Annotated in this window: 8 protein-coding genes; 4 read left to right on the top strand and 4 right to left on the bottom strand. The window is 40.7% G+C overall.

Annotation, left to right across the window (positions count from 1 at the left end):
- Positions 1-149 precede the first annotated feature (149 nt).
- Together D7322_RS15025 and D7322_RS15020 are read right to left on the bottom strand one after the other, a co-directional pair.
- Positions 150-1406, bottom strand: coding sequence for an outer membrane beta-barrel protein (locus D7322_RS15025; RefSeq protein ID WP_121125101.1), 1257 nt, complete (start codon positions 1404-1406; stop codon positions 150-152).
- Positions 1403-2080: an RNA polymerase sigma factor gene (locus tag D7322_RS15020; protein WP_121125113.1), complete on the bottom strand. Its 678-nt coding sequence runs from the start codon at positions 2078-2080 to the stop codon at positions 1403-1405. The genes D7322_RS15025 and D7322_RS15020 overlap by 4 nt, the downstream gene beginning before the upstream one ends.
- 62 nt (positions 2081-2142) lie before the next feature.
- Between D7322_RS15020 and D7322_RS15015 the strand changes: the two genes are divergently transcribed.
- From D7322_RS15015 to D7322_RS15000, 4 genes are all read left to right on the top strand, one after another.
- Positions 2143-2991, top strand: a complete 849-nt coding sequence (locus tag D7322_RS15015; RefSeq protein WP_121125100.1) for a hypothetical protein — start codon at positions 2143-2145, stop codon at positions 2989-2991.
- Between the two features lie 150 nt (positions 2992-3141).
- Positions 3142-3546, top strand: coding sequence for a c-type cytochrome (locus tag D7322_RS15010; protein WP_121125099.1), 405 nt, complete (start codon positions 3142-3144; stop codon positions 3544-3546).
- Positions 3547-3557: 11 nt separating this feature from the next.
- A complete protein-coding gene (locus tag D7322_RS15005) occupies positions 3558-4106 on the top strand; it encodes a YceI family protein (RefSeq protein ID WP_121125098.1) in 549 nt (182 codons plus the stop codon).
- 18 nt (positions 4107-4124) lie between these two features.
- On the top strand, positions 4125-5063 hold the full coding sequence (locus D7322_RS15000; RefSeq protein ID WP_121125097.1) for a DUF5777 family beta-barrel protein: 939 nt from the start codon (positions 4125-4127) through the stop codon (positions 5061-5063).
- A 144-nt stretch (positions 5064-5207) separates the two neighbouring features.
- On the opposite strand, the gene D7322_RS14995 is transcribed toward D7322_RS15000, so the two are convergent.
- Complete coding sequence (locus D7322_RS14995) at positions 5208-7538, bottom strand: glycoside hydrolase family 95 protein (protein WP_121125096.1); 2331 nt, start codon at positions 7536-7538, stop codon at positions 5208-5210.
- Positions 7539-7582: 44 nt separating this feature from the next.
- On the bottom strand, positions 7583-9952 hold the full coding sequence (locus D7322_RS14990; protein WP_121125095.1) for a discoidin domain-containing protein: 2370 nt from the start codon (positions 9950-9952) through the stop codon (positions 7583-7585).
- Positions 9953-9980: the final 28 nt, after the last annotated feature.

The following is a 9980-nucleotide window of genomic DNA, read 5'->3' as shown; positions in this document are numbered from 1 at the left end:
CAGCGGAAAAATCTTACAAAGATCGGGATAACAGAACAAAAAATGGTGACCGAAATTATTCTGACCACCATTTTTTATAACATTTACTGAATATCCCTATTCAATTGTAAACATGAACAGCTTGATCGGTATATACTGGTTGTATCATACTACAAACTCAATCCCAGTGTAAACGCGACACCCTTTGATTGTAAGTCCACATTCCCATATCCTATTCCTGTTAGAGGTATCTTAAAAAAGGGTTTTATTCCTATATTGATCTTATTGCTGATTTTCTTTTCAACCGATATCGAAAAGTCTGCTACACCAAAAATATGCTGGTTTTCGCCATTGACCTCATAGCTTACACTTTTTTTATCGTCGTAACTGCTTTTGGCCCCATAGACTGCCCCCTTTTTGCCTCCGTAACTAGCTTCACTTTCATAGTCAAATGTATATTTTTCCTTCAGCATAAAATAGCTGGACAGACCAGCACTTACATTAAACTTTACCTTTTTACTTTTCAATACCGTATAATTTGCTGTCAGGGGGACATCGATCACATCGCATACGGCACTGACCTGGCTAGGCAACTGTGTCAGTTGTGGGGGATTCGAGGGAGAATAAAAGCTATATGCTGACTTATAATTCTTCTTGGCATAGATAGCGCCAACAGAAACACTCAACCCTTTAATTAGTGGATAGGAATAAGCCAAACCAACGTTCTGACTTAAGGAAGATTTACCGGCACCTTTTACACTCGTTAGATCAGGTCCCGCCAACAGTGTTAACACCGACGACTCTCTTTTTAGCACACTGGGTTCTTCAACCTGCGTTTGATTATACAACGCGGCTAACCGATCTCCTGTTGTTTCAACCGGATCTACGGATAAGTTAAAACGGGATAGTTGCCCAGCTTTAAATTTCATTTTCGGAACTGTAAAATCGGTTTTTGTATCAACCAGCCGTAGGATACCATGATTTGCTTCTGGGAGCGCTGCTATCGTATTATTTTGTGTCAGCTCTCCACCAGTTTTTTCCTCCAGACTAAAATCAATATCTTCTTTCAACCCGGATTTTATATTTTCCGTTTTTCCCTGAGGGGTTATCCGTGAAAGATCATGCTGAATAATCGTATCTCCTACTTGCTGCTCAGAGCTATTTATAGCAGCGGATTGACCAGAATTATCCATTTTTTTTCTTTCTACTGGTACCTCCTTATTCCAAATAAAAAAAAGAGCGAGAACTGCGGCTGCTGCCATAGATAGTGCTGTAAGGAAATACAATGTTAACCTTCTTTTTTTATTTCGATCATTGTTCAATCGAGACTCCATCTCCTCCCAATGCGATTCATTAAAGTCAAAATTAGCTTCATCGAGACCTTCTCTAAAGATCTCATCAATCTTGTTCTTGTCCTTTTCCATCATGTATTCTCCCCAGTTTTACCTTTTGTCTCCTCTTGGCTTTTTACCATTTCAGCAAGTCGTCCGCGGGCTTTATGCAAATTGGATTTTGAAGTCCCAACTGCAATACCCAGCATATCACTGATCTCTTCATGTCCATACCCATCAATCGCATAAAGATTAAACACTGTACGATAGGCCGGTGGAAGCCGATGTATCATCAGTAACAAATCCTCGTAATTCAATTTTTGAGTTATCGTATCATTATCGGCAATAGCATGTTCAACCACCGCAATATCGACCAGGTAACCCTGTCTAATTTTCGCGCGATAGAAATCTATTGCCGTGTTTGTCATGATTTTTTTTATCCAGGCAGATAAAGGCTTTTGATAATCATATTTGATTATATTTTTAAATACTTTAAAAAATCCCTCGTTTAAAATACCTATTGCATCTTCTTTATTATCGGCATATCGTAAACATATACCCAGTGCCAGCGCATAATATGTGGTATAAAGATCTTTTTGAGATCTACGGTCCTCATTTATGCATCCCTTAATAATATGGATAGATTTTTCGTCAACTTCTTTTATCGCCACTCGATATTGTTGCTTTTCTTTTGATAAATATAGTATAAAATGTAGTACGATGAGATAATAAGAAAGGTTGCCTGCAAATGAAAAAAATATTTTTTTCATTGCAGGCAACCTTTTCCAGAGCATGGTCGTAATGGGTAGTATCAACATTAAAACTTAGTATTATGGAACTCAACCCAAAAAATGTAAAAACAGCCCTAATGGCCGTCCTCATGTTATCCTTATTTTCGTCTTGTTCTAAAGATGACGATAAAGCTCCTGAAGATAAAAAGCAGGGAATACAGACAGCTGCAAATGCGCAATTTGGCACCATTCTGACAGACGCTAATGGGAAAACACTCTATTTCTTTTCAAATGATACAAAAGGCATGTCAGCATGTACGGGAAATTGTCTATCCACCTGGCCGGTTTATCATAACAATGAGTCAAGTTCGGATATGAAGATCGATAAAAGTCTTCTAGGTGAAATTACGAGAGCTGATGGTAGCAAACAAAGTACCTACAAAGGTTGGCCATTATATTATTATGCAGGAGACAGCCAATCTGATCCTGTAAAAGGAGATGCCGTAAATAAAATCTGGTATGTGGCAAAGCCCGATTATCTGCTCATGGTTGCCAATGCACAACTTGTCGGGCATGATGGAAAAAACTATTTGGGAGATTACACGGAAGGTACGGGCAGCACCTTGTATTTAACCGACGATAAAGGCCGAACACTTTATGCCTTTAACCCCGACAAGTTCAATAAAAATACGTTTACCAAACCCGATTTCAGCAATGATAACGTCTGGCCGATCTATCAAATGGACAAAGGAGCCTTACCATCCCTCGTAAAATCGGCAGATATTTCGGTTATCGATGTTTTTGGTAAAAAACAATTGACGTTCAAAGGATGGCCTATGTACTATTTTGGCCAAGATCAACAACGTGGTGACAACAAAGGAATCAGCTTCCCTCGCCCTGGTGTTTGGCCAATCTTGAATGACAAAACAACCACCGCACCTACCAGCTAAATTATCGTTTAGGAAGCTATCGTGATTTATTCTCATACACGGCACACTATACTGACCTGAAACTTTTACAGGTCTCGATCGGCAATCACGAATAAAAATGTGCAAAAATAAAGCTGATAGCTTCATCAACTTCGAGAAAAAACAATACACATGAAAAAACTAAAAATAGCTCGACCGCTCATCCCGAACAATAAGTTCATGCTACTTATTGCGACTATTGTTGTAATAGCTATTGCACTTACAGGATGTACCAAAAAACAAGCAGCGGAACTATCTCCTGAACCTTCGGGGCCAGAAGAAGTTACCGTAAAAAATGTATCCTATACAAATTTTGCAAAAGCACTTTTTGAGACCAAATGCAGGTCATGCCATACCGCTGGACGACCTGCCAGTGCGCGCTGGGAATTTAATGGGTATAACTCTGTCAAAGATCATATCACAAGAATTAACAACGTCGTATTGGTGACCAAAACGATGCCCATCGGCGGCTCCTTGACAGCGAAAGAAATAGAACTGCTGGATGCCTGGATCAAACGCAATACTCCGGAAAACTAACCAAAACTCATATGAATAAGATACATATATACAGTATACTCCTGTTATTGTTCGGGAGTAAAGCGACATTCGCTCAGCAGACAAATTCCCTAGTCTCCAAAGCTGCAAGCATTTCTTTTTTCAGCAGTGCCCCCCTGGAAGATATAGAAGCGAAAAGCAATTTAGCGGGATCTGCCCTAAATATCAAAACAGGAGAAATTATCTTTCGGGTAAAAATTACTTCATTTCAATTTGACAAAAAACTGATGCAGGAGCATTTTAATGAAAATTATATGGAGAGCGATAAATATCCGCTTTCTGAATTTAAAGGTAAGATTGAAGACTGCGAAAAACTAGCCAAAGATGGCACCTACAAATTGAATGTTTCTGGTACATTACAAATCCACGGCGTCGGTAAACCCTATTCTACCGCTGCGACTTTCAATGTAAAGAATGGTGCAATAAAAGCTATCGCCGCCTTTGATGTCAGACTGGCAGACCATAAAATCAGTATTCCCTCCATCGTCGGGAAAAAAATTGCGGAGGTCGTGAACGTAAAAATAGAAGCTGCTTATAACTAATAATTATTCCATTCAATTATGAAAAGTATACTAGGCATAATGCTATCTATTATTTCGCTGAAAGTAGTTGCACAGGAAGATCTCGATAAAATGATCAAGCTTGATGGGCCAAAGAACGAAAAAGTTACTGCGACATTTAAATCAGGCAACTTGATCAATCTAAAAACCACTGAAACCATTCATCGAAATGAAATGGACTTTAGAGTAGATCACCGGTTTGGAGATATTGGAGGAAGTGCTGGCGGAGCAAAAAATTTCTTTGGTCTTGATAATTCAACAGATATCAGGATCGGTTTTGATTATGGTTTAACGGATAACATCAACATTGGAATCGCCAGAGCGAAAGGTGCCACAGAAGTCAGACAACTCTATGAAGGTAATATCAAATACCGCTTTGTTGAACAAACAATAGACAATAGTGTACCTGTTTCGATCGCCTTTTTTGGAAGCACGGTCGTATCCGCTATGGAGGCGTCAGAAGAAAAACATTCAGCGGCAAGTTTCGAACGGTTCAGCGACCGTCTGAGCTATGTGACGCAATTGATTATTGCTCGAAAATTCAGTTCGAGTTTTTCTCTTACTGTTGTTCCCTCCTATCTTCACCGTAATTATACAGCCTATAATGACCAGAATAACATGTTTGCAATCGGTATTGGTGGTAGGGCGAAAGTCAGTAAGAGGATAGCATTCGTTGCCGACTATTTCCTCCCTTTCCGTCAATCCTCGAAAAAGAAATACCGTGAAGAGGTAACTGGCCAACCCTACTACAATGCCTTAGGAGTTGGTTTGGAAATGGACACAGGTGGACATATATTTCATCTCAATTTTACAAATGCCACAGCGATACAAGAATCACAGTTTATCAGTGAGACCAACAGTTCATGGGGGAAAGGGCAATTTAGATGGGGATTCAGTATTGCAAGACGTTTTAATTTTAACAAAAAAGATAAAGGATAAAATCAGTAAACACACGGTGCTTATTGGTTTGCTATCAATGATATTAATCGTTTAAAGCTGAACTATTATCCCCCCACCGATAAAGGTGAGGGGGATAATAGTTTTTTTTAAATGCCCATGAGAGGCATTCTTTTGAACAGCTACTTAAATATTTTTAAGTGTGGTGTACCATTGGTAGCCACCATTTAGTCTGATTTTTATTTTTTCCGGCTTCGCAGAGCGTATGGTATATTTGATCAATTTACCGTCTTTCCATTTCATGTCGACCGTATAATTGCCCCTCGCTTTAAGGCCTTTCACCTCGCCATTTTTCCATGCATCAGGTAAAGCAGGCAACAGATCTATACAGCCATCGTGACTCTGCAAAAGCATTTCAGCAATACCAGCTGTAGCACCGAAATTGCCATCGATCTGAAATGGAGGATGTGCGGAAAATAGATTCGGATAAACACCTCCACCACCGCCCATATTATTGGGATCAGCTACCGGCTTTAGCATTTCCCGGATCAATTTGAACGCTCTGTTTCCATTGTGAAGTCTTGCCCAAAACAAGGTTTTATAAGCAATAGACCAGCTCGTACTATTATCTCCTCTTACCTCAAGCGTCTTTTTTGCTGCTTCCGCAAGGTCGGGAGTAGATAAAGGCGTGATTAATGGAGCCGGATAAACCCCATATAAATGAGAGACGTGACGGTGAGTCGGTTCTATTTCCTTATAATCCTCCAACCATTCCTGTATACGTCCATCTTTGCTGATCACTCCAGCCGGAGGTATCGTTTGCAGTAAATTCTCTAAATCCTGTCTAAACGCATGATCAATTCTCAGCTTTTTGGAGGCTGTGATCACGTTCGTAAACAGCTCCCGCACAATCTGATTATCAATGGTAGGCCCCATACAGATACTCGCGGTCTTTCCGTTAGCCATATAGAACGTATTCTCTGGCGAAACAGAGGGAGAAGTAACCATCCAGCCTGTTTTAGGGTCTTTCACTAACACGCTTTTATAAAACTCAGCCGAACCTTTCAGCACAGGATAGATATCTTTTAGATAATTTAAATCATTTGTAAAAGCATAATGATCCCATAAATTGCTACATAGCCATCCTGAACCGGCATTTGATGCTCCCCATGACGCATTTTCACCCGGCTCAGTAAATCCCCAAACATTGGTAATGACATGCGCAATCCAGCCATCAGCATTATAGTAAGCCTTGGCGGTTTTCTTTCCCGGTTCAACGAGACTTTTCACCAATTCGGCAAGTGGCAGATTCAGTTCAGATAGATTGACCACCTCCAGAGGCCAATGATTCATCTGTACATTCACATCCAGGTGGTAATCCCCATTCCATGGTGTGTTGATCTCCTGCGCCCAAAGCCCCTGTAAATTTGGTGGCAACAGTCCTACCCGGGTGCTACTGATGCTCAGGTATCTCCCATACTGAAAAAACAAAGTAGCAAGTGATGGATCATTGTTGAAATTGTTGTAGAAATTAGCTATCCGAAGGTCTGTTGGCAAATCTGCAGCTGCCCCTTCTCCAAGATCAATATAGGCGCGTTTAAAGAGCTTGCTGAATGCAGCGATATGATTACGTTTTTGCAGATCATAACTTTTTTTCATCGCTGCAGACAAAAATTGACTTGTCTTTTCTTCAAAGGCAAAGCCCCTGAAATCAGTTCCAGCAGAAACGTAAATCAACACCTCAGTAGCATTCTCAATAACCAGATTATTATTTTCCGGACGGATCGTTCCGTCTTTCAATTTCGCCTGTACCCGAGCCAGATATTTCATCCCCTTACCATCGGTACCATTATTGAGCTGGCCGGACATCTGCAATTCGTTGCCCACCGTATTAACCAGATAACGCTCAGGTCGATTCATCGCAATACGACAATTGAGCTGCCCTGGCTTGTCTGCTGTCAACCGAATGACATCGACATCATCATCAAAACTTGTAAAATACTCGCGTTTATAATTTACACCATTACGTGTAAATGTACAATTCGCAATGGCTTGGTCTAATAGGAGCTCGCGACGGTAGTTCTCAACTTTTTGTTCCTTTCCCTGATCCCCCTTATAGGTAAAATCGATCTGCAATGCACCCATTGTTTGAAATTTACCCCACCGTTCTCCCGCTGAGCCTTCGCCTTTACAAACAAAATTGCTGTTTACCAATGCTTGCGCTTCATCATTTTTCCCCTCTAAAATAAGTTTCCGGATGGCTGGAAGGCTTTTATAAGCTTCGTAATTATTGGCATCCTGCGGACTTCCAGACCATAAAGTAATATCGTTCAGGACAATGCGCTCCTTTAAAATACCGCCATCAGGTGTCATTCCCAATCGGCCATTACCCAGCGGTAATGTGGCTTCCCAAATTTCCGCTGGTTTATCATACCACAATTTTAAGGGCTTTTGCTGGGCAGATACAGTTGTAAGAGCGAAGCAGAAAAAATAAAATACAGTTAACAGTTTCTTCATGATATATCGTGTTTCAAATCCCTCATTGTTATATGGAAAACAAGTTAATCTCCATAAACTTTAAATTCATAGATATTGGCAATAGTCTTGTCTTTTGCAGGCAAAACTGTCAATCTTACCCATCTTGCTTTGGCATTGCCCTCATCAGCAAAACATGGAATTGATATTTTAGCGTTGTTGGTTTTATCTGCAAAAACAGACCATTTTACATTGTCGGCGGAATACTCAATTTTGTATTGTGCACCTTTATCTACGAAATCCGTGAAGGTTTCACATCTTTTGATTTTCTGTACAGAACCAAGATCCACGACCAGATGCTGCTCAGTACCATCAGCTTTTGGACTCCACTTGGAAAGGCTGTTTCCATCAAATGCACCAATCAAGCTATGTCCCACGGGATCAGCCGGAGAGGTGGCAGGCATCCATGCAGACAGCAATTGACCTGAGGCCGGGGTGTAATTGAGGACAAGGTTGTCGAATCCGGCAAAATTAAAGCCCGATACGTAGCCGGCTGCACCAATTGAATAGGTATCATCCTGTACATCAACAACGAGTTGGCCGTCTATGTAACCTTTGATATTACTTCCTTTTCCGGTCAACCTCAATTTATGCCATTTACTGGCATCCACATTTCCACTTGCAAGTATATTTTTCTTTGTCTGAAGTTTCCATGTACCATCCTTATAGATATTAAAACGATAGCCGAAAGGAATATTTGATTGATTGGCTTTATCATAGGCACCTCTCAAAATTAGTCCGGCATAACCGACTCCATTAAAGGCATCATTTTCGACAAAAACATCAGAAGAAATTTCGCCCTGCTCCCATTCCGTATTTTGCGCAACAAACGTATAGGCACATTCATCGGGAATCCAGTGAGTGATATCGTTTACGAGCAATTGTCTTAAGTATTTATTATTCCCTTCAGATTGCGCCAATTCAAAAGCACCCGAGTTGTCATAAAAATATTTCGGCGAAAGCGGAGCTCTTTCTAAGGAGTAATTATCAAAATTATCACTGTATTTTGTCGGGAAGGCTTTTTCCTTAGGAATAGTATGCGCTCCCTTTTGCTGACCTGTCGTTGTCGTAATCGTATAAATACTCTCCGGATCAACAGCCAATGTAACTTCTCCGTTGACTACAGAAACATCTTCCTGTTGTACAAATTGGTCTTTACTGTCCGACTTCCACACATGCAACTTATCTTTAGGAAGATCAGCGATATTGAATGTTAATTTCTGTCCCTCTGAACCGCTGACCACCACAATACTATAATCATTGCTGCCATCCATATTTTTATAAGTACAGTAAGCACCATCCCCACTGAATTCCCCACAGCCACTATCAAGATATTTCCATCCCGGTTTGGCAAACTGGTTAAAATGCGCTACTGCCCAGATCGTTGGCCACACCTCATAATATCCTGACCAAGGTGTGGTCCCTTTCATCAAGCCTACGTTCGAAAAACAGGAAATATCGGGCATTGAAGCAATCGGACACCACATATTCACTTTCACTATTTTCCATTTGATGTAACATTTTAGGATGTTCTTGGCCAAATATGTCGTGTTTCTCCAGGATGCTCCGGGCAATGAAAAATCCTCACCGGACCATAAGGGTAATTCTGTCAGAACAGAATTTGGATTTGGTTCTTCACCTCTATATCCCCACATATAGGAGTCCGGATAGTGATAGCTGATCGATGAAATTGTATTTCTGAATACAGAATCTTTAACCAGCAAATCACTGATTTCCCATGCTTTGCCCGCGCCTTCGGGTGCATTTATTTTAATATCTTTAAAACCATTCCGATCGAGTGTAGGTCTTAAAACGTTGACAATCCAATCCCTGTTATAATCGCGTTCGTTCCAACAACCTGAAATATACTTCATTTTGAGTCCCCAGTGTTTTGCACCTTCGATAAACTTGACCAGGTAATCAGCGTTATCCTGTGACCATACCCCTTTAAACCATCCGGGCATGCTCCATTCCAGGGCATCAAGTTCAATATTCGGATTTCTATTCGCGGCTTCACGCATCAGCCAGTACTCAAATCCACGATTGTAATGAGGTTGTTCCATTTCTGCCCTTGTACGTGCAAAACTTGGTTCCGAACCACAGGTGGTGTTACCATCCCCCCCAATTTCAGTCTTAAGGTAAGTAAAGCCTGCACCAAAGTTCGGTTTGAACAGGTAATCTAAAATATCGCTTCTGGATTTATCGGCATAATCTATTAATAATCTTGATGAAGAGCCAGCACTCACAGCGCCGACCCCGTCAAAAAGCCGTCCGGTACCTTTTCCATCAATCTTAATTATTTTAGATGAACCCGCATTCGTCTGTGCGAAAGCGGCACTGACTACAAGAGCTAAGTAAAGTGTTGTAATTGTGTTTTTAAACATAGTTGGTTTCATTGTATTACCTGTTTGAATTTGGTATAAA

This window comes from Sphingobacterium puteale, from assembly GCF_003627955.1.
Classification (GTDB): domain Bacteria; phylum Bacteroidota; class Bacteroidia; order Sphingobacteriales; family Sphingobacteriaceae; genus Sphingobacterium; species Sphingobacterium puteale.
The sequence above is the reverse complement of the archived record's forward strand: the minus strand, read 5'-3'. Positions and strand labels throughout refer to the sequence as shown.

Excerpts from the sequence above, each read along its gene's own strand:
- D7322_RS15025 (WP_121125101.1), bottom strand. The coding sequence starts at position 1,406 with ATGATGGAAAAGGACAAGAACAAGATTGATGAGATCTTTAGAGAAGGT.
- D7322_RS15020 (WP_121125113.1), bottom strand. The coding sequence starts at position 2,080 with ATGAAAAAAATATTTTTTTCATTTGCAGGCAACCTTTCTTATTATCTC.
- D7322_RS15015 (WP_121125100.1), top strand. The coding sequence starts at position 2,143 with ATGGAACTCAACCCAAAAAATGTAAAAACAGCCCTAATGGCCGTCCTC.
- D7322_RS15010 (WP_121125099.1), top strand. The coding sequence starts at position 3,142 with ATGAAAAAACTAAAAATAGCTCGACCGCTCATCCCGAACAATAAGTTC.
- D7322_RS15005 (WP_121125098.1), top strand. The coding sequence starts at position 3,558 with ATGAATAAGATACATATATACAGTATACTCCTGTTATTGTTCGGGAGT.
- D7322_RS15000 (WP_121125097.1), top strand. The coding sequence starts at position 4,125 with ATGAAAAGTATACTAGGCATAATGCTATCTATTATTTCGCTGAAAGTA.
- D7322_RS14995 (WP_121125096.1), bottom strand. The coding sequence starts at position 7,538 with ATGAAGAAACTGTTAACTGTATTTTATTTTTTCTGCTTCGCTCTTACA.
- D7322_RS14990 (WP_121125095.1), bottom strand. The coding sequence starts at position 9,952 with ATGAAACCAACTATGTTTAAAAACACAATTACAACACTTTACTTAGCT.